Source organism: Kitasatospora sp. YST-16 (assembly GCF_026802215.1).
Taxonomy (GTDB): domain Bacteria; phylum Actinomycetota; class Actinomycetes; order Streptomycetales; family Streptomycetaceae; genus Kitasatospora; species Kitasatospora cineracea.
In genome coordinates this window covers 3,521,478-3,547,727 of the sequence record NZ_CP113837.1, presented here as the reverse complement: position 1 = coordinate 3,547,727, position 26,250 = coordinate 3,521,478, and the positions used below count along the sequence as shown (strand labels likewise).

The 26,250-nt window shown below is 73.3% G+C and carries 23 protein-coding genes and 2 pseudogenes; 10 read left to right on the top strand and 15 right to left on the bottom strand.

The window, feature by feature from the left end:
• Positions 1 to 13: 13 nt before the first annotated feature.
• The 6 genes from OU787_RS16200 to OU787_RS16175 all read right to left on the bottom strand — a co-directional run bounded on the left by OU787_RS16200 (position 14) and on the right by OU787_RS16175 (position 5,487).
• Positions 14 to 310 carry an acyl carrier protein gene (locus OU787_RS16200; RefSeq protein ID WP_268659755.1) on the bottom strand — a complete coding sequence of 99 codons (297 nt, stop codon included), beginning with the start codon at positions 308 to 310 and terminating at the stop codon, positions 14 to 16.
• Positions 300 to 1,610: an AMP-binding protein gene (locus OU787_RS16195; RefSeq protein WP_268659754.1), complete on the bottom strand. Its 1,311-nt coding sequence runs from the start codon at positions 1,608 to 1,610 to the stop codon at positions 300 to 302. Before OU787_RS16195 ends, OU787_RS16200 begins: the two co-directional genes overlap by 11 nt.
• On the bottom strand, positions 1,607 to 2,842 hold the full coding sequence (locus OU787_RS16190; protein WP_268659753.1) for a hypothetical protein: 1,236 nt from the start codon (positions 2,840 to 2,842) through the stop codon (positions 1,607 to 1,609). Before OU787_RS16190 ends, OU787_RS16195 begins: the two co-directional genes overlap by 4 nt.
• On the bottom strand, positions 2,836 to 3,651 hold the full coding sequence (locus OU787_RS16185; protein WP_268659752.1) for a hypothetical protein: 816 nt from the start codon (positions 3,649 to 3,651) through the stop codon (positions 2,836 to 2,838). Before OU787_RS16185 ends, OU787_RS16190 begins: the two co-directional genes overlap by 7 nt.
• On the bottom strand, positions 3,638 to 5,008 hold the full coding sequence (locus tag OU787_RS16180) for a B12-binding domain-containing radical SAM protein (protein ID WP_268659751.1): 1,371 nt from the start codon (positions 5,006 to 5,008) through the stop codon (positions 3,638 to 3,640). The genes OU787_RS16185 and OU787_RS16180 overlap by 14 nt, the downstream gene beginning before the upstream one ends.
• Before the next feature lie 185 nt (positions 5,009 to 5,193).
• A complete protein-coding gene (locus tag OU787_RS16175; protein ID WP_268659750.1) occupies positions 5,194 to 5,487 on the bottom strand; it encodes an Os1348 family NHLP clan protein in 294 nt (97 codons plus the stop codon).
• 408 nt (positions 5,488 to 5,895) lie between these two features.
• On the opposite strand from OU787_RS16175, the gene OU787_RS16170 reads away from it, so the two are divergent.
• Positions 5,896 to 6,837 (top strand): winged helix-turn-helix transcriptional regulator, encoded by a 942-nt coding sequence (locus tag OU787_RS16170; protein ID WP_268659749.1) that lies wholly within the window; start codon positions 5,896 to 5,898, stop codon positions 6,835 to 6,837.
• 43 nt (positions 6,838 to 6,880) lie between these two features.
• On the opposite strand, the gene recF is transcribed toward OU787_RS16170, so the two are convergent.
• The 4 genes from recF to dnaA all read right to left on the bottom strand — a co-directional run bounded on the left by recF (position 6,881) and on the right by dnaA (position 13,156).
• Entirely contained in the window at positions 6,881 to 8,017 is a 1,137-nt protein-coding gene (recF, locus tag OU787_RS16165) for a DNA replication/repair protein RecF (RefSeq protein WP_030457642.1), read from the bottom strand.
• A gap of 36 nt (positions 8,018 to 8,053) precedes the next feature.
• Positions 8,054 to 8,929: a phosphogluconate dehydrogenase (NAD(+)-dependent, decarboxylating) gene (gnd, locus tag OU787_RS16160; protein WP_030457641.1), complete on the bottom strand. Its 876-nt coding sequence runs from the start codon at positions 8,927 to 8,929 to the stop codon at positions 8,054 to 8,056.
• Positions 8,930 to 9,073: 144 nt separating this feature from the next.
• Entirely contained in the window at positions 9,074 to 10,204 is a 1,131-nt protein-coding gene (gene dnaN / locus OU787_RS16155) for a DNA polymerase III subunit beta (RefSeq protein ID WP_030457640.1), read from the bottom strand.
• Positions 10,205 to 11,407: 1,203 nt separating this feature from the next.
• Positions 11,408 to 13,156, bottom strand: coding sequence for a chromosomal replication initiator protein DnaA (gene dnaA / locus OU787_RS16150; protein WP_268659748.1), 1,749 nt, complete (start codon positions 13,154 to 13,156; stop codon positions 11,408 to 11,410).
• Between the two features lie 544 nt (positions 13,157 to 13,700).
• Between dnaA and rpmH the strand changes: the two genes are divergently transcribed.
• From rpmH to OU787_RS16105, 9 genes and pseudogenes are all read left to right on the top strand, one after another.
• Positions 13,701 to 13,838 carry a 50S ribosomal protein L34 gene (gene rpmH, locus OU787_RS16145; protein ID WP_030457638.1) on the top strand — a complete coding sequence of 46 codons (138 nt, stop codon included), beginning with the start codon at positions 13,701 to 13,703 and terminating at the stop codon, positions 13,836 to 13,838.
• Between the two features lie 19 nt (positions 13,839 to 13,857).
• Positions 13,858 to 14,286 (top strand): ribonuclease P protein component, encoded by a 429-nt coding sequence (gene rnpA / locus OU787_RS16140; protein WP_081966685.1) that lies wholly within the window; start codon positions 13,858 to 13,860, stop codon positions 14,284 to 14,286.
• Positions 14,283 to 14,597, top strand: a complete 315-nt coding sequence (gene yidD, locus OU787_RS16135; protein WP_030457637.1) for a membrane protein insertion efficiency factor YidD — start codon at positions 14,283 to 14,285, stop codon at positions 14,595 to 14,597. Before rnpA ends, yidD begins: the two co-directional genes overlap by 4 nt.
• Positions 14,598 to 14,600: 3 nt before the next feature.
• Positions 14,601 to 15,767: a membrane protein insertase YidC gene (yidC, locus tag OU787_RS16130; RefSeq protein ID WP_268659747.1), complete on the top strand. Its 1,167-nt coding sequence runs from the start codon at positions 14,601 to 14,603 to the stop codon at positions 15,765 to 15,767.
• Between the two features lie 56 nt (positions 15,768 to 15,823).
• The gene (locus OU787_RS16125; protein WP_030457635.1) at positions 15,824 to 16,345 is read left to right on the top strand and encodes a Jag family protein; all 522 of its coding nucleotides are present in this window, start codon (positions 15,824 to 15,826) and stop codon (positions 16,343 to 16,345) included.
• Positions 16,346 to 16,484: 139 nt separating this feature from the next.
• Positions 16,485 to 17,261, top strand: coding sequence for a 16S rRNA (guanine(527)-N(7))-methyltransferase RsmG (rsmG, locus tag OU787_RS16120; RefSeq protein WP_030457634.1), 777 nt, complete (start codon positions 16,485 to 16,487; stop codon positions 17,259 to 17,261).
• 184 nt (positions 17,262 to 17,445) lie between these two features.
• A pseudogene (locus OU787_RS16115) lies at positions 17,446 to 18,505 on the top strand (ParA family protein); the annotation flags it as partial.
• Positions 18,502 to 19,554, top strand: coding sequence for a ParB/RepB/Spo0J family partition protein (locus OU787_RS16110; protein ID WP_268659746.1), 1,053 nt, complete (start codon positions 18,502 to 18,504; stop codon positions 19,552 to 19,554). The pseudogene OU787_RS16115 and the gene OU787_RS16110, both read left to right, overlap by 4 nt.
• A 119-nt stretch (positions 19,555 to 19,673) precedes the next feature.
• The gene (locus OU787_RS16105) at positions 19,674 to 20,291 is read left to right on the top strand and encodes a GNAT family N-acetyltransferase (protein ID WP_030457631.1); all 618 of its coding nucleotides are present in this window, start codon (positions 19,674 to 19,676) and stop codon (positions 20,289 to 20,291) included.
• A gap of 211 nt (positions 20,292 to 20,502) precedes the next feature.
• Here OU787_RS16105 and trxA read toward each other — a convergent pair whose 3' ends face one another.
• From trxA to OU787_RS16080, 5 genes and pseudogenes are all read right to left on the bottom strand, one after another.
• Positions 20,503 to 20,829 carry a thioredoxin gene (trxA, locus tag OU787_RS16100; protein ID WP_014137010.1) on the bottom strand — a complete coding sequence of 109 codons (327 nt, stop codon included), beginning with the start codon at positions 20,827 to 20,829 and terminating at the stop codon, positions 20,503 to 20,505.
• Positions 20,830 to 21,003: 174 nt separating this feature from the next.
• Positions 21,004 to 21,975, bottom strand: a complete 972-nt coding sequence (trxB, locus tag OU787_RS16095) for a thioredoxin-disulfide reductase (protein WP_030457630.1) — start codon at positions 21,973 to 21,975, stop codon at positions 21,004 to 21,006.
• A 153-nt stretch (positions 21,976 to 22,128) separates the two neighbouring features.
• Positions 22,129 to 23,049: a hypothetical protein gene (locus tag OU787_RS16090; protein ID WP_268659745.1), complete on the bottom strand. Its 921-nt coding sequence runs from the start codon at positions 23,047 to 23,049 to the stop codon at positions 22,129 to 22,131.
• 212 nt (positions 23,050 to 23,261) lie between these two features.
• A pseudogene (gene sigM / locus OU787_RS16085) lies at positions 23,262 to 23,948 on the bottom strand (RNA polymerase sigma factor SigM); the annotation flags it as partial.
• Between the two features lie 115 nt (positions 23,949 to 24,063).
• On the bottom strand, positions 24,064 to 26,181 hold the full coding sequence (locus tag OU787_RS16080) for a serine/threonine protein kinase (protein WP_268659744.1): 2,118 nt from the start codon (positions 26,179 to 26,181) through the stop codon (positions 24,064 to 24,066).
• Positions 26,182 to 26,250: the final 69 nt, after the last annotated feature.

Here is a 26,250-nt window from a genome sequence, read left to right as displayed (position 1 = left end):
CTGTTCGGTCGGCCTAGCGGGCCGGCGCCCCGGGTTCCGCGACGGCGGCGAGGGCCCGGGCCCATCCCGCCACCGTGCGGGAGCCCTGGTCGACCAGGGCGGACTGCGGCAGTTCGAGCCCGGTCTCGTTCCCGATCCGGACGGCCAGCCGCATCCAGTCCAGGGAGCCCAGACCGAGTTCCGTCAGGTCCCGGTCGCGGGTGCGTCCGTCGCCCAGGATCTCCGCGGGGGAGAGGGCGGGGCCGCCGAGCTCGTCCAGCATCGCGGCGAGCTGCTCGGCGACCAGCGCGCCGAAGTCGTCACTTCCCACGGTGTTCCTCCTGTCGGACCAGGGCGATCAGCGCGTCCCGGTCGAGCTTTCCGACGACGTTGCGCGGGACGGACGGGCACAGCAGGACCCGCGGGCGCGGCACGCCCGCGGGCAGGGCGGACAGCCGCTCCTCCACCGCGGCGGCGGGCACCGCGGCCGAGGTCTCGACGACCGCGTGGAGGTCCTCGATCCCGGGGGACCGCTCGCGGCCCAGCACCAGCAGGTGCACCCCGGTGGCCCCGGGGAGCGCGCCCAGCCCCCGGGTGACCTCGTCCGGGTCCACCCAGCGGCCGTTCACCCGCAGTGCCGAACCGAGCCGGCGGACGTGGTGGAAGATTCCGTCCGCGTCGCGCTCGACCAGGTCCCCGGTGCGCCACAGGCGGGTCGGCTCGCTGCCCAGCAGCCCCTCGACCGGGACCCGGGTGGCGAGGACCAGCTCGCCGCGGTCCCCGGCCGGCGGCGAGCTGACCGTGATGCCGTCGATCGGCCGCCCGATGCCCCGCGGCCCCAGGAACACGCCGCCCGTCTCGGTGGAGCCGTAGCCGCGTTCCAGCGGGCGGCCGAAGCGCCCGCGGAAGGCGGCGTCCAGTGCGTCGGGCACCGGGCCGGCTCCCGCCAGTGCGGCGCGCACCCGCCCCTCGCCGGTGCGCCGGGTGTCCACCAGGAGCCGGGCGATGCCCGCCGTGAGCGCCACCACGGCGACCGTTCCGGTGTCCAGCAGGCCGGCCAGGGCCATCGGCCGGGTGGGCGGCGTGGTGTCGAGGTCGCAGCCGGCCAGCAGGGCGCTCATGGCCACGCCCCAGCCGTAGGAGTGGGTGAGCGGGACCGGCACCGCGACCAGGTCGGCAGCGGTCAGCCCCAGGTACTCCTGGTAGCCGGCGGCCTCGACTAGGACGCCGGCCACCCCCCGGCGGGCCGGCTTGGGGGTGCCGGTGCTGCCCGAGGTCGGCATCAGCACGGCCGTCCGCTCCAGGCCCGGAGCACTCCGGGCCCCGGTGGCCGGGACGGCTTCCAGCCCCTGCCGCAGTCGGCAGGTGCCCCGCAGCCCGCCGGGCAGGTTCCGGTCGTTCGGCGCCACCAGCGGGACGGCGTCGAGCTGCCAGGCCGCCACGGTGGCGGCCACCAGGGCGCCGGGCTCCAGGTCGGTCAGCAGCACCACGTCGCCGGGCCGGACCCCGGCGCCCCCGAGGGCCGCGCGGGCCCGGTCGACGAGGCCGTCCGCCCCGCCGACCGGACGGCCGTCGACCCGCGAGCCGGCGGAGAGCACGAGTGCGGCCAGTGCGCCGCGGTCGTCCGTCACGATTCCTCCCGGTCGTCGGGCACCGGCAGCACGACGACCTGTTCGTCGAGCAGGGCGGGGTCGGCCGTCTCCCGGTAGGAGTGCAGCAACCGGTCCGGGTCGGGGCGGAACGCGACCGCGTGCCGGACGCCGTTGACCGCCACGTCGAGCCGGCCGGGTGCAAAGAGGTCGCCGCGCAGGTGCAGCCGCACCTCGCGGGCACCGGTGACCGCAACGTCGATCGCGGTCGCGGACCGGCGCTCGGCCCGGACCTCCGCCACGGCCTGCGGGGCGATCCGGTCGACCGCGATCCAGTGGGCCCGGCCGTGGGCGCCGTCCAGCGCCCGGTGGCGGACGGCGGCCGGGACGCGGCCGCGCCGCCGGGCGGAGAGCCAGTCGCCCAGCTCGCTGCGGAGCGGGGCGTTCCGGCCGGTCAGGTCGAGCGACTCCAGGGTGTGGCCGCCGCCCCGGATCTCGGCGTGCCGCAGTTCCCGGTGCCCGAGGCCGCGCAGGGCGGTGACGGACTCGCGGTCGAACCGGGGCGCGATCTGCCGGTCGGCGTCGCCGTGCAGGACGAACACCGGCAGCGGCAGCAGGTTCGGGAGCAGCGCCCGCTTCCTGCGGTCGGTGCCGAACAGCTCCCACATCGACAGCGCCCCGTTGACCGGCACGGCGGCGCAGAAGCGGTCCCCGAAGCGCATGGCGAGGTTCCAGGTGGCCAGCGCGCCCATCGAGTGCCCCGCGATCAGGCACCGGTCGGGGTCGGCGTCCAGTGCGGTCCGCGCCCAGCGCAGCGCGGCGAGCGGGAAGTCGGCGCCGCTCAGGTTCCAGCAGGGCGCGTCGAACGCGTTGCCGAACAGCCCGGCCAGGTCGAGGCGGTTGGACCGCTCCGCCACGGGCTGGGCCGTGGGGCAGAGCACGGAGACGTCCAGCCGTTCGGCGAGGTCGCGGAACCGGCTCAGCATCCGCGGTCCGCTGCCGCCGACCCCGTGCAGGAGGACCAGCGCGCCGGTCCGGCCGCCGACCGCCCCCGCCGGGGTGTGGACGGCCATCTCGGTGGTCCGGCCGTTCTCGTCGCGCAGCAGCACCTCGCGGGTCCCGGGCACCGGGCCCGGACCAGGTGCCCGCCCGGTCAGCAGGCAGCGCAGGGCCGCCGCGTCGAACCCGGTGCGCTCCAGCAGGTCCAGCGCCCCGGCCGGGTCGTCCGCACGGCAGAGCCGGCGGACTTCGTACGGGTCCGGGTCGGTCAGCACGGCGGGCTCCCGGGCTGCCGCTGCGCGAAGGACAGCGCCCCGAGGCAGACCGGCACCCGGTTGCGGCGCTCCGCCTTGCCGTGCATGAGCTGCAGGACACCGATGATGTCGGACGCCCGCACCGGGAACTCCAGCGTGTCGGCGCCGTGGGCCGCGGCGAGCGGTCCGAAGGCGGCGAGCAGCGCGGCGAGCCCGTCCCGGTCCGCCCCGAAGCCGGCGCTCGCCACCAGTCGGCGCCCGTCCAACACCCAGTGGACGCGCAGCGGTCCGTCCGCGGGCGCTCCGAAGAGGTCGACGGCCGCCGACCGGTCGGCGGCGCACTCCCGGGGCAGCTCGAGTTCACCGCGGAGCGGCGTCGGCGCGGCGCCCGCGGTCGGCGCGGGGCCGCCGGACGGGGTCAGCGGGAGGACGAAGCGGTGCACCATCAACGCCTGCCGGCGCAGCCCCAGGAGTTCGGCGATCGTCGATTCGGGCATCCCGGGTTCGAACCAGGCGGCGACGCCGGGCAGGCCCTCCGCCCGGGCGGCGTCCCGCAGCGCGAACGCCAACTGCACCGCGGCTCCCGAACCGCGCACGTCCTCGCGGACGTAGACGCCCTTCAGAAAGAGGTACGGCCCCCACCTCAGGCTCCGGTGGACGGCGCACAGCCGCCCGGCGGGATCGTCCAGCCCGGCCCAGCGGAAGTCCCCGTCGGCGGCCAGTTCCCGGCGCAGCAGTTCCGGGGTGAGCCCGAACCCGCCGGTGAGCGCGTGCACGGCCGGGGCGTCCGCGGCCACCAGCCGTCGCGGCCGGACGTCACTCGCCCGCACAGCGCCCCGCCCCTCCGCCGCGGACCTCGGCGACCGGCAGCAGGCGCCGCCGCAGCGCGACGTACTCCCGGCCCTCGCCGGAGGGCGCACCGGCGGGGGCGCCGACCGCGACCTTCTGCATCTTCCGGCTGGAGTTGCGGCCGGCGATCAGGTTGAGCATCGGACGGGTCGCCAGGAAGCGGCTGTCGAGGTCGCTGATGATCCACGAGAACAGGTCCGGGTCCAGCGGGTGGAACGTCGGGTCGAGGATCTCGGACTTCTCCAGGCCGAGCTGCCGGGCCAGCGCGGTCTCCGGCAGGACCCGGTACCCGACGTTCAGGATCAGCTCCCCGGCGGCCAGGTTCTCGTTGATGTACCGGGCCGTGGTGCGGACGCTCTCCCGGTCCTCCCCCGGTCCGCCGAACACCACGCTGACCGTGAACCTGAGGTCGTGGCGCCGGCAGCGGTCGATGAACCTGGTCACGTGCCGGGTGTCGAAGCTCTTGCCCAGCAGCCGCATCACGGGGTCGTCCAGGCTGTCCGGCGAGATCATCACCGGCCCGACGTTGCTGGCGGCCAGGAGTTCGGCGAACTCGTCGTCGAAGGGCTTCGGGGTGAAGTACGCCGTCCAGGTCAGCCCCGGCAGGTCGGCGGCGGTCACGGCGCGTACCACCCGCTTGGCGTAGGACAGCTCGCTGTTGAAGATGCCGTCGGTGAAGAACACGTCGCGGATCCCGCTCGCGTAGGCGGTGCGCAGTTCCTCGACGATGGCCTCGGTCGGCTTCAGGTCCCCCGCGTTCTCGCCGCTGATGTAGGCGTACGGGCAGTAGACGCAGCCCTGGTAGCAGGTCTTCCGCTTGGTCTCCACGCCGATGGACCCGCCCCGGGAGGCGTAGGCCGCCAGCAGGGACGCCGGGTGGTCCAGGACGTTGGTGGTGAATCCCGGGTAGCGGTCGCCCGGGAGGTTCTGCCCCAGCCCCCGGTACCGCTCCGGATCAGCCACGACGTCGATCATCGGCTGCTCGCCCGGACCGACCACGCCCACGTCGAAGCCGAGCCGCTCGATGAGTTCCTGGCCGAACAGGCTGTAGCCCGGCCCGCCCCCCACCAGGAGCGGGCGACGGTCCCCCAGGGCCGCGCGGACGCGGTCCATGAAGGCCTCGTAGTGCGGCACGTGGCTGTCGCAGTTCAGGTCGACCGGGTCGATGTTCCTGATCGTGAACCCGATCACGTCCCACGGCTCGGCGATCCAGGACAGGTCGGTGAAGGCACCCGGGTCCTCGACGAAGTCGATCAGACGGGTCCGGTGGTCCTCCCGGTCCAGCGCGTCCTGGATGCACCGGAGGCCGATCGGGAAAATCGGATCGTTTCCGGGCATGGGAATACTGGCGAGATTCACGAGCAGAACGGCGGTCATGGCATTCCTTCACGGGAACACTGGTCATGGCCCGGCAACATTCGTCGCCGGGCCACGACGTCGGCGACCCCTTTTCAGGGAATCACCCGGACATACGGCTGGTGCCGACCGGTGGCCGGTGGCACCGGATTGATCGCCCTATCCGCTTACAGCGGGTCGCAGGACGGGCCCGCGACCTTGTAGAGGAACTCGGAGTCGACGAGGTTGAACAGCGCCTCGGCCGCGTTGTCGAACCGCTTGGGGTCCATGGTCATCAGGCTGTCCATGCCTTCCTTGTCGAAGGACAGGCCGGCCTTCTCCATGGTCCCGCGCGGGTCCGAAGAGAGGTTCTTGGCGAACTCCTCGTCGTAGGTGAGACGCCCGACGATCGCGTCCATGGTCATGGCCGCACGCATCGCGGACTCGACCTGGCCCCGCGTGAGCTGAAGGGTCTCAGCCACCTGGAACACCTCCTTTGGTTTGGGTAAGGAGATTGGAAGCCTAGGAGGACTCGAGGGAAAGTCAATGTTCATTTCTGCGGCAGGTGAACCTCGTGTGGTGAAAATTTCCGCCCACCCCGGAAGTCTTTGCAAAGATTTTCCTTCCGGCCCCCGGCCGCGCCGTCCGCCGCACCGCACGTCCGTTGCAAATCGGTACGAACTTGACGAGTGCTTGACAGCCGAGGTCGGCATCATGTTGATATGCGTGACAGCAGCATGGCATCGGGGGGAGCTGTGAAAAGCATGGTGAGGGAACACGGGCGGTCGTTCGGGGACGCCGGACAGTCGGTCCGAATGGTGCCGGTCGGAGCATTGCTCCCCGCGGACTCGCCCCGGCTGGCCGGAGTGGACGAGACCCACGCGCGGGCCATGGCGGAGAGCGACACGGACTTCCCGCCGATCCTGGTGCACCGGGACGAGCAGCGGGTGGTCGACGGAATGCACCGGCTCCGCGCCACCGTCCTGCGCGGGGAGCAGCACATCGCGGTGCAGTACGTCGAGGGGTCGCCCGCCGACCTCTTCGTCCGCTCCGTCCAGGTCAACGCCCGCCACGGGCTGCCGCTGACGCCCGCGGACCGCAGGGCGGCGGTCAACCGCATCCTGGCCACCCACCCGCACTGGTCCGACCGGGCCGTCGCGGCGGTCGCGGGCGTCTCGCCGAAGACCGTCGGCGCGGCCCGGCGGAGGCTTTCGACCGAGGAGAATCCTCAGTCGAATCCGCTCGCCGCCCGGCTGGGCAAGGACGGCCGGCTCCGGCCGGTGGACATCCGGGCCCGGCGGGAGCGGGCGCGCTGCCTGCTGATGGAACGCCCCGGGGTGACCCTGCGGGCGGTGGCCGAGGAGACCGGCATCTCGATCAGCACCGTCCACCGCCTGCGGCAGGAACTGCGGTCCGACGCCGCCCACCGCGCCAGCGCGGAACGGTCCGGGCGGTACCCGGGCATCCCCCCGCAGTCGGGACCCCGGACCGTCCGCCGGATGGTCCTCGCCGCCCGGCCCGCCGCGGACGAGCCGGAGAGGAGCGCGGCCGAGCCCTTCCCCAAGGACGACGACCCGTGCCTGAAGGCCCTGGAGGTCCTCGCCCACGACCCCTCGATCCGCTTCACGGACAGCGGACGCGCACTGCTGCGCTGGCTCAGCAGCCAGGCCCGCGGACTGGACGCCGCCGAGCAGCTGTTCGGAGCCGTGCCGCCGCACTGCGCCAAGGCGCTGGCCGAGGTGGCGAGCCACTACTCCAGGGCCTGGAACCGGCTCTCGAACGAACTGGGGGACGCGGTCCGGGCCCACGACTCCTGGCCCGTCGCCCGCTGACCCGCCCGGCGCCCGTCAGGCCCCCGTACGCGGCCGCCGGGGCTCACGGGGTCAGCCGGTCCACCGTGCCGCCCGAGACGCCGTACCGGGCGCCGTGCAGCGCCTTCGGCACGTCCTCGGCGACGGCGGCGGTGACCAGCACCTGTTCGCCGCCGGCCACCAGCTCGGCCAGCCGGTCCCGGCGCCGGGCGTCCAGCTCGGCGAACACGTCGTCCAGCACCAGCACCGGTTCGCCGCCCTCGGAGCGCAGCAGCTCGTACGAGGCCAGCCGCAGCGCCAGCGCGTAGGACCAGGACTCGCCGTGGCTGGCGTAGCCCTTGGCGGGCAGCGGGCCGAGCCGCAGCAGCAGTTCGTCGCGGTGCGGGCCGACCAGGGTCAGGCCGCGCTCGACCTCCTGCCTGCGCGTCGCCCGCAGGGCCTCCAGCAGTTGCTGCTCGGCCTGCTCGCGGCTGGTGGGGAGCTCGCCCTCGAAGGAGGAGCGGTACTCCAGCACGGTGTCGCCGGCGCCGGGGGCGAGCTGCCGGTAGGCCTCGGCGACCAGCGGCTGCAGCGCGGCCACCAGCTGGATCCGGAAGGCCGTCAGCTCTGCTCCGGCGCGGGCCAGGTGGCCGTCCCAGACCTCCAGGGTGGCCAGGTCGGCGGACTTGCCGCCGCCGGCCCGGCGGGCCATCGCGGCGGTCCTCAGCAGGGCGTTGCGCTGCTTGAGCACCCGCTCGTAGTCGGAGCGCACCCCGGCCAGCCGGGGGGCCCGGGCGGTCAGCAGCTCGTCCAGGAAGCGCCGGCGCTCGGCCGGGTCGCCCTTGACCAGGGCGAGGTCCTCGGGGGCGAACAGCACGGTGCGCAGCACGCCCAGCACGTCGCGCGGGCGGACGTTGTCGGAGCGGTTCAGCCGGGCCCGGTTGGCCTTGCCGGCGGTCAGCTCCAGCTCGACCAGGGTGGAGCGGCCGCCCTGGGCGACCACGCTGGCCCGGATCACCGCCCGCTCGGCGCCGAGCCGGATCAGCGGGGCGTCGGTGGCCACCCGGTGGCTGCCCAGGGTGGCGACGTAGCCGATCGCCTCGACCAGGTTGGTCTTGCCCTGCCCGTTGGGCCCGACGAACGCGGTGACGCCCGGGTCGAGCGGGACCTCGACCCGGGCGTAGGAACGGAAGTCGGCGAGCGACAGGTGCGCGACGTGCATGACGGTGGACTGCGCTCGCCTTCTGTCCGGGGCTGCTTACTTGGACTCGACCGCGTGGCCGCCGAACTGGTTGCGCAGCGCGGCGATCATCTTCATCTGCGGGGAGTCGTCCTGGCGGGAGGCGAACCGGGCGAACAGCGAGGCGGTGATCGCGGGCAGCGGCACCGCGTGGTCGATCGCGGCCTCGACCGTCCAGCGGCCCTCGCCGGAGTCGGCGGCCCAGCCCTTGAGCTTGGCCAGGTGCTCGTCGTCGTCCAGCGCCCGGACGGCCAGGTCGAGCAGCCAGGAGCGGATCACGGTGCCCTCCTGCCAGCTGCGGAAGACCTCGCGCACGTCGGTGACCTCGGGGGCGGCCTCCAGCAGCTCCCAGCCCTCGGCGAAGGCCTGCATCATCGCGTACTCGATGCCGTTGTGGACCATCTTGGCGAAGTGGCCGGCGCCGACCTTGCCGGCGTGCACCGAGCCGAAGTCGCCCTCGGGCTTGAGTGCGTCGAAGACCGGCTGCACCTTGGCCACGTGCGCGGCGTCGCCGCCGTACATCAGCGCGTAGCCGTTCTCCAGGCCCCAGACGCCGCCGGAGACGCCGCAGTCGACGAAGCCGATGCCCTTCTCGGCGAGCAGCTCGGCGTGCTTGACGTCGTCGGTCCAGCGGGAGTTGCCGCCGTCGACCACCACGTCGCCCGGGGCCAGCAGCTCGGCCAGGTGCTCGACGGTCTCCTGGGTCGGGCCGCCGGCCGGGACCATCACCCACACCACGCGGGGGGCCTCCAGCTTGGCGACCAGCTGCTCGACGCTGTCGACGTCGGCGAGGTCCGGGTTGCGGTCGTAGCCGATGACGGTGTGGCCGGCGCGGCGGATGCGCTCGCGCATGTTGCCGCCCATCTTGCCGAGACCGATGAGGCCGAGCTCCATGACAAGTCCTTCACTGTGGTGTCGTGCCTGATGGCGGCGCCGTTGCCGCACCCACTGAGCCTACGCCGACGCCGAGGGCGCGCCGGGCAGCCACAGGGGCGCGGAGGCTGTTCGCCCCTCGCGCCCCTGGTGGTCGGTGCCCGGTCAGCCGGAGAGGCGGACCGGCATGATCAGGTACTGGTAGGCCTCGTCCGGCTCCGCGTCGACCGCGGGCTTGCCGGTGAGCAGGGCCGGCTTGGTCGGGGTGGTGAAGCTCAGCTGCGCGTAGCCGGCGTCGATCGCCTTGAGCCCCTCCTCCAGGTAGCCGGGGTTGAAGGCGATCGAGATGTCGTCGCCCTCCAGGTCGGCGTCGATCCGCTCGGTGGCCTGGGCGTCGTCGCCGGAGCCGGCCTCCAGGGTGAGCACGCCCTGCTCGAAGTTCAGCCGGACCGGGGTGTTGCGCTCGGCCACCAGCGAGACGCGCTTGAGCGCCTCCAGGAAGGGCTGGGTCTGCACCGCGGCGACCGCCGAGAACTCGGTCGGGAAGATCGACCGGAACTTGGGGAACTCGCCCTCCAGCAGGCGGGTGGTGGTCCGCCGGCCGGCGCCCTCGAAGCCGATCAGGCCCTCGCCGGCGCCGCCGGTGGAGAGCGCGATGGTGACCTGGTCGCCGCTGCCCAGCGACTTGGCGATGTCCTGCAGGGTCTTGGCGGGGACCAGCGCGACCGCGTTGATGTCGTCCTGCTCGGGCTTCCAGAGCAGCTCGCGGACGGCGAAGCGGTACCGGTCGGTGGCGGCCAGGGTGATCCCGCTGCCGTTGATCTCGACCCGGACGCCGGTGAGCACCGGCAGGGTGTCGTCGCGGCCGGCGGCGACCGCGGCCTGGCTGACCGCCGAGGCGAACACGTCGCCCGGGACGGTGCCGGTGGCGGTCGGCATCTGCGGCAGCGCCGGGTACTCGTCGACCGGGAGGGTCGGCAGCGTGAAGCGGGAGGTGCCGCAGACCACGCTGACCCGGGCGCCGTCGGTGGAGATCTCCACCGGGCGGTTCGGCAGGTTGCGCGAGATGTCGTTCAGCAGGCGGCCGGAGACCAGGACGGTGCCGGCCTCCTCGACGTCCGCCTCCAGCTCGACCCGGGCCGACACCTCGTAGTCGAACCCGGACAGCGCCAGGGTGCCCTCCTGCGCGGTCAGCAGCAGGCCGGCCAGCACCGGCACCGGCGGCCGCGCGGGGAGGCTGCGGGCAGCCCAGGCCACCGCCTCCGCGAGGACATCACGCTCCACCCGGAACTTCACCGGTAACCGCCTCCTGGCTGCTGTCGCCGCACGGTCGGCCGGTACCGCCGATCCGTGCTGTTGATCGTCTGATCCTCGTCGGGCGACCGGCCGGGCGGATCAGCTCCGCCCCGTCCTGCTTCCGGTTGCCGAAGGACAGTCTGACGTACTCGGCTGACAGCCGGGGCAGATGGGCACAAGCGGACCGAACAAATGTCGGGGCCCGGTTGTCCACAGATTCGGGCCACCCCCACTGTTGATCATGCTCCGAGCTCTCTATGTGTAGCAGTAGTAGTAGGGCCTGTGGATACCGTGGATAACCCCGTTTCCGCAGGTCAGCGGCCATATTTTGTCCACAGGACCTGTGGATGGCGGTTGTGGACAACCAGGCCCTTCTGTGGACAGCGGAGAGTAATCCACAGGGCACGCTGAGTATCCACAGGTTATCCACAGCTGTTTCCACAGAAAACGGGGAAGTTATCCACCGGCCCGGATCAACTTCGCGTGACGCCTTTCACACGCAGGGGTGACGGGGAAGTTGATGTTGCCGAACTGTGGACGCAGCTGTGGAAAACCTGGGGATAACCCACCCATTCCTGTGGACAGCCGGTGGATAACTCTGTGGACGTGCTGACGGGCCCTCAGTTCTCCACAGGCTGTGGATAACTGTTGTGCACAAGTCCACAGGGGGTTGACCTGCGCGGAAGAGCGTAGCCCCGATCGGGCTGTGGAGGAACCTCTGGATAACCGGGGCCCGTGCACCCTGTGGACGGGGAAAACCCACCCGTTCCTGTGGACAACCGGAGTGCGGACCCGAACCGTTCGATTGTCTGCGCAGACGTTCGGTGCGGCGGCCGGGCCGGAGAAGGCGTCGTTCCGCGGATTCCTGCCCCGTCGGAGGCCGGTCCACACCCCCGCGGGCCGCCCGGCCGGCCCGGACCGAACGGATCCGGCCACCCGTCGGCCCGTTCCGCGTTCGACCGGCCGCCCTCTACTACAGGCCCCCCGCGGCAGTCCGCCGAAGCCCGTCCCGGGCACCCGGACGAGTGCTCCGCGTCGCAGCCGCACCACTCGTCCGGGTAACGCCCGGAGCATGCCGAAGGGGAGTCGGACCGCCTCGGTCCGACTCCCCTTCGATGCGTCAACTGCCGTGCTGCTCAAGGCTTTTGAGCTACCGCACCGACCCTGGTGCGGCCGCTCCCGGCGGCGTCCGGCTTTTGTTAGCTAGCTCTTGATGCGGTTGGTCAACTCGGTGACCTGGTTGTAGATGGACCGGCGCTCGGCCATCAGCGAGCGGATCTTGCGGTCCGCGTGCATCACCGTGGTGTGGTCCCGGCCGCCGAACTGGGCGCCGATCTTCGGCAGCGACAGGTCGGTCAGCTCCCGGCACAGGTACATGGCGATCTGACGGGCCGTCACCAGCACCCGGCTGCGGGAGGATCCGCACAGGTCCTCCACGCCCAGCCCGAAGTACGCGGCGGTCTGCTGCATGATCACCTGCGCGGTGATCTCCGGCCCGGCGTCCTCGTCCCCGCCCGGGATCAGGTCCTTCAGGACGATGCCGGCCAGCTCCAGGTCGACCGGGGCCCGGTTCAGGTTGGCGAAGGCGGTGACCCGGATCAGCGCGCCCTCCAGCTCCCGGATGTTCCGGGTGATCCGGGAGGCGATGAACTCCAGTACGTCGGCCGGGGCGTTCAGCTGCTCCTGGATCGCCTTCTTGCGCAGGATGGCGATCCGGGTCTCCAGCTCTGGCGGGGTGACGTCGGTGATCAGGCCCCACTCGAAGCGGTTGCGGAGCCGGTCCTCCAGGGTGATCAGCTGCTTGGGCGGCCGGTCCGACGAGAGGACGATCTGCTTGTTCGCGTTGTGCAGGGTGTTGAAGGTGTGGAAGAACTCCTCCTGCGTCGACTCCTTGCTGGCCAGGAACTGGATGTCGTCGACCAGCAGGATGTCGATGTCCCGGTAGCGCTTGCGGAACGCGTCCGCCTTGCCGTCCCGGATCGAGTTGATGAACTCGTTGGTGAACTCCTCCGAGCTCACGTACCGCACCCGGGTGCCCGGGAACAGGCTGCGCGAGTAGTGCCCGATGGCGTGCAGCAGGTGGGTCTTGCCGAGCCCGGACTCGCCGTAGACGAAGAGCGGGTTGTACGCCTTGGCCGGTGCCTCGGCCACCGCCACCGCCGCGGCGTGCGCGAAGCGGTTGGAGGCGCCGATCACGAAGGTGTCGAACAGGTACTTGGGGTTCAGCCGGGCGTTCGGCTCGTCCTTGCGCGGGCCGCCGGCCGGGGGAGCGCCGGGCGGGGCCGGGACGCCGGGGGCGCGCTCGACCGGGGCGTGGGACGGGGCGGCGGGCCGGGCGCTGCGGCGGGAGCCGCCCTGGCGCGGCCGGTCCTCGTCCGGGGAACCGAGCGCCCCGCCGAACAGGTCGCCCTGCGCGGAGTCCGGCCCGGGCCGGTGCGAGCGCCGCGGGGCCGGGTCCGGCCGCCGCTCGGGCATCGGCGCGGGCTCCCCCAGCCGCCGGCCTCCGCACCGGGCTGGTGGTCGCGGTACGGGGCCTGGGCGGGCGCCCGGTAGGGCTCGGCCGCCGGGTAGCCCGACGGGTACGGCGAGCGCTGGTAGTCGTCCCCGCCCCGGCCCGGCCAGCTCCCGGGCGGCGGCCCGGGCTGCGGGTAGCCGGGCCCGCCCGGGTACGGCTGCTCGTTCCGGACGGGGTAGGGCTGCTCGGCGTGCGCCGGGTAGGACGGCTCGGGGCGCGGGTGCGGCCACTCCGGGACGGGCTCGGGGTCGAGCTCCGGTTCCGGGTCCGGCTCGCCGGCCGGGGCGGCGTTGGCGTCCACCATCACCGCGATCCGGACCTGCCGGCCGAACTCCTGCGAGATGGCGTCGGTCAGCTGCGGCAGCAGCCGGCCCTCCAGCACCTGCTTGGCGAACTCGTTGGGCGCCGCGAGCAGGGCGGTGTCGTGCATCATCCACATCGGCTGGGTGCGGCGGACCCAGTTCTTGTCCTTCTCCACGACATCGCTGTCGCTGACCAGTCGCTCGACGACCCTCGACCACATCAGGACGAGATCGCTGTTGACATCAGCCACTGGTACACGCTTTCTCGTTCCCCGAGCAGGGGGAGCCAGGCAAGGTCAAGGAGGGGTTCGGGTGGCGCGGCGGCGGAGCGGCCGCGGGCACAGAACAAAAGAGACAAGTCCTGCAACGGTAGTCAGCGCGCAGAGCTGATTCAAGTTTCTGTCCACAGGCTGTGGGCAACGGCGTGGCGGCCACCTGGTTTGACCCTCGGACCCGCTCCCGCGTACCGTAACCAGGTCGAGTTGTCGATGGCCGCTGCCGCATGTCCGCGGGTCCGCCCGCTTCCATGACGCGCGCAGCACGGGCGCCGTGGTGTTCCTCAGCCCAGCAGATCTGGGTCCGGGACCGGATTTCCCAAGTGCAAGGGGAGATCGCGCGGACGCACGGTGACGGCCAAGCGACCGCCCGTCATCCTACGATTCACCCCAGGAGCCCCCGAGTGAGCAAGCGCACCTTCCAGCCGAACAACCGTCGTCGCGCCAAGACCCACGGCTTCCGGCTGCGCATGCGTACCCGTGCCGGCCGCGCCATCCTGGCGAACCGCCGCGCCAAGGGCCGCAGCGCCCTGTCCGCCTGATCCGCGCAGAGGGTCTGCAGTGCTGCCCACCGAGAATCGGCTGCGGCGGCGCCAGGACTTCACGACCGCGGTGAAACGCGGTCGGCGTGCCGGTCGGCCCCTGCTGGTGGTCCACCTCCACAGAGAGGCGGCGCCCGACGGAGGAGCCGACCGGAACAGCGACTTCCACCCGCACGTCGCCGAGGGGCTTCCTTCGGCGCGTGCGGGTTTCGTCGTGAGCAAGGCCGTGGGGCCGGCCGTGGTCCGCAACGCGGTCAAGCGTCGTCTGCGTCACCTGGTCCGCGAACGCCTGTCCCGGTTGCCCGCAGGTAGCCTGATAGTGGTACGGGCGCTGCCGGCTGCGGCGACGGCCCCGTACTCGGACCTCGAGCACGACCTGGACGCGGCCCTGCGCCGCCTGCTCAGGTCGGAACCGACCGGCAGTGCCCCGACGGGAACAGGGCGATGAAGTACCTGCTGATGGGCCTGATCAGGCTCTACCAGTGGACGATCAGTCCGCTGCTCGGTCCGGTGTGCCGCTATTACCCCTCGTGCTCCCGCTACGGGTACGAGGCGGTGCGCGTCCACGGCGCGATCAAGGGCGGTTGGCTGACCGTCTGGCGCATCCTGCGCTGCAATCCTTGGTCTCCCGGTGGGGTCGACCATGTTCCGCCGCGAAAGCACCCGGTGTGGCACCGCCGGCTGCGCAATCTGCTGAACCCCACGAGCGGGACCGCCGAGCCGGAGCCGGTGGCGAAGCCCGATGCCCAAGGAGTCTGACCGGTGACCTTCGGTTTTCTGAGTCCCCTCTACACAGCGGTGTCCTGGATCATCGTCCAGTTCCACTCGCTGTTCAGCCACGTCTTCGACCCGGACGGCGGCCTGGCGTGGGGTCTGTCCATCGTGATGATGGTGGTCGTCATCCGGATCTGCCTGATCCCGCTCTTCGTGAAGCAGATCAAGTCGACCCGGGCCATGCAGGCGATCCAGCCGAAGATGAAGGCCATCCAGGAGCGCTACAAGAACGACAAGCAGCGCCAGTCCGAAGAGATGATGAAGCTGTACAAGGAGGCGGGCACCAACCCGTTCTCCTCGTGCCTTCCGATCCTCGTGCAGGCGCCGTTCTTCACCGCCCTCTACGGCGTGCTCGCCTCGATCGCCAACGACAAGACGATCGGCGTCATCGACAAGCCGCTGCTGGACAGCGCCAAGCAGGCGCACATCTTCGGCGCCCCGCTGTCGGCCAAGTTCGTCGGTGCGGACAGCATCCAGATCCAGATCGTCTGCGCGGTCATGATCGTGCTGATGTCGCTGTCGCAGTTCATCACCCAGCGCCAGCTGATGACCAAGAACGTCGACCTGTCGGTCAAGACGCCGTTCATGCAGCAGCAGAAGATGCTGATGTACGTCTTCCCGGTGATGTTCGCCGTGATGGGCATCAACTTCCCGGTCGGTGTGCTGGTCTACTGGCTGACCACCAACGTCTGGTCGATGGGCCAGCAGCTGATCGTCATCCGCAACAACCCGACGCCGGGCAGCAAGGCGTGGGACGAGCGCCAGGTCCGGCTGAAGAAGCAGGGCCGGATCAACCCGGACGGCTCGATCCAGAAGGTCGGCCTGGCGGCCATGCTCAAGGGCGGCTCCAAGGGCGCGGCGGCCGACGCCCAGGCGGCGGTCGAGGAGAGCGTGCAGGTGCGCCGGCAGCAGCCGCGCAAGCAGAGCAAGGCGCAGCGGCAGGCGGCCGGGGCCCACCAGGCGCACTCCGCGGAGCACGCGGGCGCGTCGGACGCCACGACGGACGAGGCGGAGGCCACGCCGGCCGGGGCCGCGTCGGCCGGGAAGTCCGGTCCGAAGGCGGGCGGGGCGAAGCCGGGGGCCCAGCCGGGCCAGGGCCAGCGTCAGCAGCCGCGGCGCGGTGGCCAGGGCGGCCAGCGGCCGAAGAAGAAGTAGTCCCCACCCTCGTTCTCGGCCCCACCCGAGGGCCTCGTTTCCGAAGGAGTCCACCTGTGACGGATGGCACCACCTCCGCCGTCGACACCGCGCCGGCCGGTGAGAGCGTCCTCTCGCGTCTGGAGCACGAGGGTGACATCGCCGCCGACTACCTGGAGGGTCTGCTGGACATCGCGGACCTGGACGGCGACATCGACATGGACGTCGAGGGGGACCGGGCGCTGGTCTCCATCGTCGGCGAGGGCGACGACCGGGCGCTGCAGCGGCTGGTGGGCCAGGACGGCGAGGTGCTGGAGGCGCTCCAGGAGCTGACCCGGCTGGCCGTGCACCGGGAGACCGGGGAGCGCAGCCGCCTGATGCTGGACGTCGCGGGCTTCCGGGCGCGCAAGCGGGCCGAGCTCGCGGAGCTGGGCGCGGAGGCCTCCGAGCGGGTCAGGAGCACCGGCGAGCAGGTCAAGCTGCGGCCGATGACCCCGTTCGAGCGCAAGGTGGTGCACGACGCGGTGGCCGCCGCGGGGCTGCGCAGCGAGTCGGAGGGCGAGGAGCCCCAGCGCTGCGTGGTCGTGCTGCCGGCTTGACGCCGGTGGTGCTGCCGTTCCGGCGTCCGACCCCGCCCGCCTCGCGCGGGCGGGGTCGTCGGCTCTGCGGCGGAGTGGTGTTTCACGTGGAACAGTGCTGGTACGGCGGGTGGATTCGACGGTGAGCGGAGAGGCAGAGATGGACAGGGACGGCACGGAGCCCGAGGCGCCGCTGGAGGGGCCGGGGCAGGCGCCGGAGGCGGCGGGGCGGATCTTCGGCGATCGGCTGCCGCTGGCCGTGCGCTACACCGAGCTGCTGGCGACCGCGGGGGTGCAGCGCGGGCTGATCGGCCCGCGCGAGGTGCCCCGGCTGTGGGACCGGCACGTGCTCAACTGCGCGGTGCTGGCCGAGCTGCTGCCCGCCGAGGTCTCGCTGTGCGACGTCGGTTCGGGCGCCGGGCTGCCGGGCATCCCGGTGGCGCTGGCCCGGCCGGACGTGTCGGTGACCCTGCTGGAGCCGCTGCTGCGGCGTACCACCTTCCTGGAGGAGGTGGTGCGCGAACTCGGCCTGGAGAACGTCACGGTGCTGCGCGGCCGGGCCGAGGAGATGGTCGGCAAGCTGGGGGTGGACGTGGTGACCGCCCGGGCGGTCGCGCCGCTGGACCGGCTGGCCGGCTGGGGCATGCCGCTGCTGCGCCCGTACGGGCAGATGCTGGCGCTCAAGGGCGACACCGCCGAGCAGGAGCTGGCGGAGTCGCGGGCGGCGCTGACCCGGCTCGGCGCGGTGAAGTGGTCGGTGATCGGCGTCGGCGAGGGCGTGCTGGTGACCCCGACCCGGGTGGTCCGGGTGGAGGCGGGGGAGAGCCCCGGCGGCGTCAAGGCGGCCACCCGCCGGGCCAAGGCGGCCCGGGCGGGCCGTGGCGGCAAGGGCGGCGAGGGCGCGGGCCGGCGGGGCGGGAGCCGCGGGCGGCGCTGAGCCCGGAGCGGACGTGAGTCCGGTTCCGGAACTGGTGTTCGGGGCGGGTGGCCGGGAGGCCGCCCGCCCCGTTTCGTTCGGCGCGGGCCCGGAGTGTCGAACCGGCGGATTCCGGCATTCCGGGCATCGTGTTTCACGTGAAACGTCGCTTCCTGCTCTCCGGCGTACTTGACCAAGGACTCAATCGGACGCCAGACCGTCACCCCGAGGTGACTGTCGCGGCTCCGGTTTCACGTGAAACACTGACCCCCATGCAGGAGTCGGAGATCGTCGATCAGGTGGATGACACCCCCGCCGCAGGGGCCGCGCACACCGCCGTCCCGGTCGTCGGGCAGGCCGGGGAGGCGCTGCCCCGGCCCGCCGCGACCCGGGTGATGGTGGTCGCCAACCAGAAGGGCGGGGTGGGCAAGACCACCACCACCGTCAACCTGGCCGCCGGGCTGGCCATGCACGGGCTGCGGGTGCTGGTCATCGACCTCGACCCGCAGGGCAACGCCTCGACCGCGCTCGGCATCGACCACCACGCCGAGGTGCCGTCGATCTACGACGTGCTGGTCGAGGGCAAGCCGCTGGCCGACGTGGTGCAGCCGGTGGTCGACGTGGAGGGGCTGTTCTGCTGCCCGGCCACCATCGACCTGGCGGGCGCCGAGATCGAGCTGGTCTCGCTGGTCGCCCGGGAGAGCCGGCTGCAGCGCGCCATCGCGGCGTACGAGCAGCCGCTGGACTACGTGCTGATCGACTGCCCGCCCTCGCTGGGGCTGCTGACCGTCAACGCGATGGTGGCCGGCCAGGAGGTGCTGATCCCGATCCAGTGCGAGTACTACGCGCTGGAGGGCCTCGGCCAGCTGCTGCGCAACGTGGAGCTGGTGCGGGCGCACCTGAACCCGTCGCTGCACGTGTCGACCATCCTGCTCACCATGTACGACGCCCGGACCAGGCTGGCCGCGCAGGTCGCCGAGGAGGTGCGGACGCACTTCGAGAAGGAGGTGCTGGCCACCGCCATCCCGCGGTCGGTGCGCATCTCCGAGGCTCCCAGCTACGGGCAGACCGTCCTGTCCTACGACCCCGGCTCCACCGGCGCGCTCTCCTACCTGGAGGCGGCCCGCGAGCTGGCGCTGCGGGCCGAGGTCGCCAAGACGACGGTCGGGCGGCACCGGGCGGGTGCGGCGGTCGTTCCGTCGCAGAGCGGCGGGGAGACGTCCGCGCCGACGGCACAGCACAGTTCGATGGAGGGCAATCGGTGAGTGGCACGCGCAGGGGTCTGGGCAGGGGACTGGGAGCGCTGATCCCGGCGACCCAGCCGGCCGCCGGGGGAGCCCCGGCCGAGGCGGTGCCGGTCGCGGCAGTGCCGGTGGTGCCGACCGACCGCGGCACGGTGGCCGCCAAGGCCGCCGCGGAGAGCCTGCGGGAGCTGGCCGGGGACCAGCGCCGCAGCGTCCTGGAGGCGGCGCTCGCCCCGGTGGACGGCGCCCGGTTCGCCGAGCTGCCGCTGGAGTCGATCAGCCCCAACCCGCGCCAGCCGCGGGAGGTGTTCGACGAGGAGAAGCTCGCCGAACTGGTCTCCTCGATCAAGGAGGTCGGCCTGCTCCAGCCCGTGGTGGTGCGTCAGACCGGGCCGGAGCGCTACGAGCTGATCATGGGTGAGCGCCGCTGGCGGGCCTCCCGGCTCGCCGGGCTGGACGCCATTCCGGCGATCGTCCGGGCCACCGATGACGACAAGCTGCTGCTGGACGCGCTGCTGGAGAACCTGCACCGCGCCGAGCTGAACGCGCTGGAGGAGGCGGCCGCCTACGACCAGCTGCTGCGCGACTTCGGCTGCACGCACGACGAGTTGGCCGACCGGGTGGGCAAGTCCCGCCCGCACGTCTCCAACACGCTGCGGCTGATGAAGCTGCCGGTGTCGGTGCAGCTGAAGGTGGCGGCCGGGGAGGTCACCGCCGGGCACGCCAAGGCGATCCTGATGGTGCCGGACGCCGAGCGGCAGGAGAAGCTGGCCACCCGGGTGGTGGCCGAGCACCTGACGGTGCGGGCCACCGAGGAGATCGCCAAGCTGCTGGCGGGCATCGAGCCGAAGAAGCGCGCCCCGCGTGCCGAGCCGCTGCCCACCCCGGCCTTCGACGAGCTGGCCGGGCGGCTCTCGGACCGCTTCGAGACCCGGGTCAAGGTCGAGGTCGCCCAGAACGGCGGCAAGTTCGGCCGGGGCAAGGTGGTACTGGAGTTCGGTTCGGTCGAGGACCTGAACCGGATCCTGGACAGCCTGGCCCCGGGCGAGCGGGGCCTGCCGCTGGCCTGACCGGGCGGCTCCGAACAGCGAACCACGGGTGCATGTTTCACGTGAAACGTGCACCCGTCGTGCTGTCCGGAGCAGACTGGGGGTCTGGACCGTTTCGGCCTGGAGGAGGAGGTGCGGGCGTGGGACGAAGGGTCGTTCCGCTGACGCTGGACAACCTCTCGGATCTGCCGGACCCCTGCCGCTCCTGCGTCTTCTGGGAGCTCGACCCGGTCAGCGGGCGGGACGCGCAGGACGCCGGCAAGGGGGAGTTGGAGAAGGAGGGCTGGATCTCCGCCGTGCTGCTGGAGTGGGGCTCCTGCGGGCGGGTCGCCTACGTGGACGACCGCCCGGCCGGGTTCGTGCTCTACGCCCCGCCCGCCTACGTGCCGCGCGGGCAGTCCTTCCCGACCAGCCCGATCTCGCCGGACGCGGTGCAGCTGATGGTCTCCCGGGTGCTGCCGGAGTTCCAGGGGCAGGGCCTGGGGCGGGTGTTGGTGCAGTCGGTGGCCAAGGACCTGATCCGGCGCGGCTTCCGGGCGATCGAGGCGTTCGGCGCGCAGGGGCGGGAGGTGCCGAGCTGCGTACTGCCGGCCGACCACCTGCTGGCGGTGGGTTTCAAGACCGTCCGGCCGCACCACCGGTATCCGCGGCTGCGGTTGGAGGCGCGCACCACGCTGTCCTGGAAGGGGGACGTGGAGGGCGCGCTGGAGCGGCTGCTGGGCGGGCGGCGGAAGGAACCGGCGCTGCGGCCGTTCTGAGGGAGCCGTTCTCCGCTCCGGGGCGGCCGTCCGCGGGCGGCCGCCGTCGCGCTCAGGGCTTCTGGGAAAAGCCTCCGGGAGGCCGGGGGTGAGGACGGGCGGCGGGCGGCCCGGCTCTCGGGGCTTCCTGACGAAGCCTCGGCCGGCCCGGAAAACGCCGAGGCGGCCCGGACGGAGGTCTCCGCCAGGGCCGCCTCGGCGACGGTGGGGCCTACAGGTACTCGGCCAGCTCGCGCAGCAGCGCGGCCTTCGGACGGGCACCGGTGATGGTCTTCACCAGCTCGCCGCCCTTGTAGACGTTGAGCGTCGGGATGGAGATCACGTTGTACGCCGCGGCGGTCTCCTGGTTCGCGTCCACGTCGAGCTTGACGACCGTCAGCTTGTCGCCGTGCTCGGCCGCGATGTCCTCCAGGACCGGGGCGACCTGGCGGCACGGGCCGCACCAGGTGGCCCAGAAGTCGACGAGGACGGGCTTGTCGCTCTTGAGGACCTCGGCGTCGAAGGTGGCGTCGGTTACTTCCTTGGTGGCGCCGGCCACGGGAACTCCTTGGGGTCGGAGGAGAGGTGCGTCGGTGATAACAACGGCGGGGGCGGATCTGTTTCTGCTCCCGCCCGGGTGGGCCTGACGCGGTGTCAGGCCCACCCGTTCCGCCGGGTCCTGCGGGGGCCGCGGGTGTGTGGTGAGCGCGGCCGGGTGGTGCTGCGGAGGGGGTCAGACCGCGAGGACGGCGGCCGGGGCCTCGTCCGCGTCGGCCAGCGCGGCCAGGTAGCGCTCGGCGTCCAGCGCGGCGGAGCAGCCGGTGCCGGCCGCGGTGATGGCCTGGCGGTAGGTGTGGTCCACCACGTCGCCGGCGGCGAAGACGCCGGGGAGGTTGGTGCGGGTGGAGGGGGCGTCGACCTTGAGGTAGCCCTCGGCGTCCAGCTCCAGCTGGCCCTTGAACAGCTCGGTGCGCGGGTCGTGGCCGATGGCGATGAACAGGCCGGTGACGGGCAGCTCGCGCAGGTCTCCGGTGTTGGTGTCACGCAGGGTCAGACCGGAGAGCTTCGGGTCTCCGTGGATCTCCTCGACCGCGCTGTCCCAGGCGAAGGTGATCTTCGGGTCGGCGAAGGCGCGCTCCTGCATCGCCTTGGAGGCGCGCAGCGAGTTCCGCCGGTGGATCACCGTGACGCTGCGGGCGAAGCGGGACAGGAAGGTGGCCTCCTCGAGGGCGGTGTCGCCGCCGCCGACCACCGCGATGTCCTGGTCGCGGAAGAAGAAGCCGTCGCAGGTCGCGCACCAGGAGACGCCGCGGCCGGAGAGCTTGTCCTCGTTCGGGAGGCCGAGCTTGCGGTGCTGCGAGCCGGTGGCGACGATCACGGCGCGGGCGCGGTGCACGGTGCCCTCGGAGTCGGTGACGGTCTTGATCTCGCCCGTCAGGTCGACCGCGACCACGTCGTCCGGCACCAGCTCGGCGCCGAAGCGCTCGGCCTGGGCGCGCATGTTGTCCATCAGCTCGGGGCCCATGATGCCGTCCCGGTAGCCCGGGAAGTTCTCCACCTCGGTGGTGTTCATCAGCGCGCCGCCGGCCGTGACCGCGCCCTCGAACACCAGCGGCTGGAGGGAGGCACGTGCGGTGTACAGCCCGGCGGTGTATCCGGACGGGCCGGAACCGATGACGATCACGTTTCGGACGACGTCGCTCACTGCATCTCCTGGTTCGCCTGGCGTCCCGCTCGCGCGGGGGAGGGCGGTCTGCTCCGCCGCCCCGGACAACGACTCACCAGTCTCCCGCATTCCCAGGCCCGGCCGCACCCACCGCCCGCACTCCGGGCGCGGTGGGGCCGGGCCGACGAGGAATCAGGGGGCGGGGACGGTGCTGTGCAGCAGGATCGTCGATCCGGGGCAGTCCGGGGTGGCCAGGTAGACGTCCAGCGGTCCGCTGCCGCCGGGCGGGCGGAACACCAGGGCCAGCACCGGACGCCCCTGGTAGCGGCCGGGGCCGGTGACGGTCGGCTGCTCGTCCGGGTGTCCGGCGGCGGCCAGCGCGCAGGCCGGGGCCGCCGCCGGGCCGTCCGGGCTGGCGGCGCCGAGCTGGTGCGGGGACTTGCCCTCCAGCAACTGCCGGACCTGGGCGGGCAGTCGGTCGGCGGTGAAGTCCGGGCCGCCCTCCCCGGTGCCGCCGCCCGGGGCGACCTGGTGGGGGGCGGTGGCGGGGGCCGGGGAGCCGCCGACGGAGGGCCGGCCGGTCGCGTCGGCGGGCGCCGCGGCGCTGGTGGAGCTGTCCTTCCCGGTGCTGCCCCGGTCCAGCAGCGAGCCGCCCAGGCCCACCGCGAGTGCCACCACCGCGACCGCGGCGGTGGTGAGCAGCAGCCGGGCGCCGCGCCGGCGGCGGGCCGGGCGGCCGGGGCCGGTGGCGCCGGACGGGGAGCCGGCGGGGGCGGACGGCGGTGCGCCGGAGCAGCGGGGTGCGGTGGGCGCGGCCGGGGCCGGCGGGGCCGGGTCGGCGGGGCCGGGCCGGGGGTGGCGCTCGGTGCGGGCGGCGGATTCGGCGGCCAGGGCGGCCGACAGCCGGTCCGCGACGTCCTGCGGGAGCGCGGGGGCGGGGAGGTCCGCCAGCAGCTCGGGGAGGCCGCTCAGGGCGGCGAAGTCCTCGGCGCAGGAGGGGCAGTCGGCCAGGTGCGCGTGCAGGGCGGCGGCCCGCTCGGGCGGCAGCAGCTCCTCGGCGAGGTCGGCGAGGGCGTCCAGGTCGGGGTGCTCGGAAGGCGGGTGCGGCGTCATCGCGGGGTCGCATCTCCTTCCAGCGCGGGCGAGGGATCCGTGGATGGGACGGGGGAGGGCGGGTTCGGGTTCCCGCCCCGGGGGACGGGCGGGGCGGTGCCGCCGCCCGCCGGTCCGGTCGGTGTTTCACGTGGAACACCGGCGGTTCGGGCGTCCGCCGCTCGGGCGGGGCCGGTCGGCCCGGTTTCACGTGGAACGGTCGCGGGGGCGGTTCCACGTGGAACGGCGGTGGGCGCGGGGGCGGTTCCACGTGGAACGGCGGTGGGCGCGGGGGCGGTTCCACGTGGAACGGTGGCGGGGCGGTCGTCCGGTCCGGCTCCCCGGGCGGCGGCGGCCGGGCCGAGGTGGCGCAGCAGCGGCAGCAGGCGGGCCCGGCCGCGGGCGCAGCGGCTCTTCACGGTGCCGACCGGGACGCCGAGCACCTCGGCGGCCTCGGCCACCGGGTAGCCCTGCATGTCGACCAGCACCAGGGCGGCCCGCTGGTCGGCGGGCAGCGCGGCCAGCGCGTCGGCCACCTCGCGCCGGGTCTCGGCCCGCACCGCGTGGCTCTCCGCGCCCTCGGCGGGGCCCAGCGCGCGCTCCGCGGTGCCCTCCGGCCGCTGGTCGAGCGACTCGGCCCGGCGGACCGCGCCGCGGCGGGCCCGGTCCAGGCAGGCGTTGACCACGATCCGGTGCAGCCAGGTGGTGACCGCCGAGCGCCCCTGGAACCCGGCGGCGGCCCGGAACGCGGAGACCAGGGCGTCCTGGAGCGCGTCGGCGGCCTCCTCGCGGTCGCCGAGGGTGCGCACCGCGACCGCCCACAGGCGGTCCCGGTGGCGGTGCACCAGCAGCCCGAAGGCGTCCGGGTCGCCCGCGGTGTGCCGGGCGAGCAGTTCGGCGTCGGTGGGCTCCTCGGCCATCCGCCCCCTCCTTGCGGTTCGGCCGTCCGCTCCGGCGGCCGTGGGTCACATCGTTGGGGATGCGCCGGAGCGGATCAAGGGGTGATCGGTGCCCGGCGGGATCCGGAGACCGGCCCTAGCCGTTGACCTGGACCTCGGCGACCTTGCCGCGGAAGCCGCCGCCGTCCTCGTTGACCGGGACGTTGGTCAGCCAGAGCAGCAGGTACCGGGTGGTGACCGGGCTGCCGGGCTTCAGGGTGAACTTGCTGCCGGAGCCGGACGCGACCGAGGCGCCGAAGCTGCGGAAGCCGACGTCGTCGGGGGACGGGGCGGTGGCGGTGCCGGCGGGCGCGGCCTTCAGTTCGGCCTTGGTGTCGCCGATGAACTGGACGTCCACCGAGCCGACCTGGCGGGCCGAGCCGAGGTCGATCAGCAGGCCGGTGCCGGGGCGGTAGGAGCCGCCGAACTGGTCGTTGTACCGCTGGGTGGTCCAGGCGGTCGCGGGGTTGTTGTCGGTGGCGTTCGCCAGCTCGTTGCTGTGCTCGTCCTTGTTGTCGCCGAACGCGTTGAACGGGACGAGCGAGGAGATGGTGAGCTTCTCGCCGACCGGGGCGGGCGCGCTGCCGGTCGGGACGGGCGCGGGGGTGCTGTGGCTGCCGGTGGCGCTGTCCCGGTTGTTCACGTACTGCGCCAGCTGCCAGGAGCCGACCGCCACCGCGGAGAGCGCGACCAGCGAGGCGGTCCACTTGAGCAGGCGGCGCAGCCCGCGGCGGCGCGGGGCGGGGGCCGGGGCGGGCGCCGGCCCGGGGACGGGGGCGGCCTCGGCGCGGGGGAGGGCCTGGGTCGGCGCGTTGCCGGCGTAGCGCGGCCGGGCGGCGGGCAGGGCGCGCAGCGCGGGCGGGGCGGGCTGCTCGGGCTGCCGGATCTTCGGCATCCGGGCGATCTCCGCGGCCAGCCCGGCGGGGCTGGTGATCGGCTCCTTGTGGTGCGGGGGCTGGTCGCACAGGATCCGGGCGGCGAGCTCGGCGAGGCCCTTGTGGACGCCCGCCCGGACCTGGTCCGGCGGGACGCAGCCGAGGTCCTTGGGCAGGCCCTGGAGGTCGTAGCGGTCCTCGGGGTAGGGCCAGCGGTGGGTGAGCGCCGCGTACAGCAGTGCGCCGATCGCCCGGACGTCGGTCAGTTCGGCGTCCTCGGCGGGCAGGCCGCGCAGGGCCGCGTCCACCGCGATGCCGTTGATCCGGTACTGGCCGCCGTCGGTGCGCAGTACGCACTTGGGGGTGAGCCGCAGGTGCGCCTGGCCGCGCTCGTGGGCGGCGGCGATCGCGTCGGTGACCTGGCGGACCATCTGGTACGCGTCGTACGGCTCCATCGGGCCGCCCGCCAGCAACTCGCCGAGGTCCCGGGCGCCGGGCAGCCACTCGCGGATGACGTAGACCAGCTCGCCCTCCTGGACCGCGTCGAGCACCTGGACGAAGCGCGGGTCGCCGAGCAGGGCGGCGCTGCGGGCCGCGGTGAGGACCGACTTGGCGCGGCGGTGGCCGGCCGCGAGCAGGTGGACGCCGACGGCGCGGCGGAGCTTCTCGTCGACGGCGCGCCAGCTGGTGAAGGTCTCCGACTCGGAGATGCACTCCTCCAGCCGGTAGCGGGCGCCGATCTTGTCGCCGCTGCGCCGCTGCGGGGCGGGCAGCACGGTGGGCAGGGTGGCGGTGTCGGCGTCCAGGGTCTCGGTGCTGGTGGGCGGGGCGGGCTCGGACGGCTCGACCGGCGGTAGCGGGCGGCGCACCCCGCGGCTGCGGGAGGGGCGTTCCGGGCGGGCGCCCTGGGCGGTGAGCTCGGCGTCGATCTCCTGGGCGGAGAGCGGGGCGGTGGCCTCGGCAGCGGGGGGCGCCGGGGCGGCCGGGGCGGCGTCCGGGGTCTCGGTGCCGGTGGGCGGGGCGGGCTTCGCGTTGGCCGCGCGCAGCGGGGTGGTCTTCGGGTCCGCCTTCGCGCTGCCCTTGCCGTTGCTCCGGTTGCCGTTCTTCGGTCCGCCCTTGCCGTCGGCCTTCGCCGAGCCGTTGGCGGCGGCCTTGACCGCGCCGTTCGGGGAGCCCTTCGCCGGGCTCTTGGCGGCCCCGCCGCGGGCGGACCCGCGGTCGGACCCGGGCGCGGACCCGCGCTCGGAGTCGGCGTCGCGCTCCGGGTCCGTCGGTGCGGCCTCGGTCGCCGCCCCGTCCGCCTCGGACGTGTCGACGATCGCCTTGGTGCCGTCAGCCACCGTGGTCCTGCCTCCCCTTGTGTCGCCCCGGTCAATCCCAGGACGGTCGACGGCTCCGTACCGGAGCGG

Coding starts and splice junctions, on each gene's coding strand:
- OU787_RS16180 (WP_268659751.1), bottom strand. CDS start 5,008: ATGCCCGGAAACGATCCGATTTTCCCGATCGGCCTCCGGTGCATCCAG.
- OU787_RS16170 (WP_268659749.1), top strand. CDS start 5,896: ATGGCGGAGAGCGACACGGACTTCCCGCCGATCCTGGTGCACCGGGAC.
- recF (WP_030457642.1), bottom strand. CDS start 8,017: ATGCACGTCGCGCACCTGTCGCTCGCCGACTTCCGTTCCTACGCCCGG.
- gnd (WP_030457641.1), bottom strand. CDS start 8,929: ATGGAGCTCGGCCTCATCGGTCTCGGCAAGATGGGCGGCAACATGCGC.
- yidD (WP_030457637.1), top strand. CDS start 14,283: ATGAAGTACCTGCTGATGGGCCTGATCAGGCTCTACCAGTGGACGATC.
- rsmG (WP_030457634.1), top strand. CDS start 16,485: ATGGACAGGGACGGCACGGAGCCCGAGGCGCCGCTGGAGGGGCCGGGG.
- OU787_RS16090 (WP_268659745.1), bottom strand. CDS start 23,049: ATGACGCCGCACCCGCCTTCCGAGCACCCCGACCTGGACGCCCTCGCC.